The sequence below is a fragment of the Streptomyces thermovulgaris genome (genome assembly GCF_002155915.1).
GTDB lineage: Bacteria > Actinomycetota > Actinomycetes > Streptomycetales > Streptomycetaceae > Streptomyces > Streptomyces thermovulgaris.
The window spans coordinates 538-787 of sequence record NZ_MUME01000509.1; the positions used below are offsets into that span (position 1 = coordinate 538).

1 protein-coding gene is annotated in these 250 nt (G+C 76.0%); it reads right to left on the minus strand.

All coding sequences use genetic code 11. The features are described 5' to 3' along the window. The coding region (locus CCN35_RS29030; protein WP_483883430.1) for an ATP-binding protein at positions 1 to 250 on the minus strand (250 nt) is incomplete at both ends.

Consider the following 250-nt stretch of genomic DNA (forward strand, 5'->3'; position numbering starts at 1 on the left):
GGACGTGTCCGGGGACGGCGAGGCGGTGCAGGGTGCCGGTCTGCGGGGCCCAGTCGCGGGCGGGGTCCTCGGCGTACAGGCGGGCCTCGACCGCGTGGCCCCGGGCGCGGGGCGGGTCGGGGTCCAGGGCGTGGCCCTCGGCGACGCGGATCTGCAGGGCGACCAGGTCGATGCCGAACACGGCCTCCGTCACGGGGTGTTCGACCTGGAGGCGGGTGTTCATCTCCAAAAAGTGCGCCCGGCCGTCGGC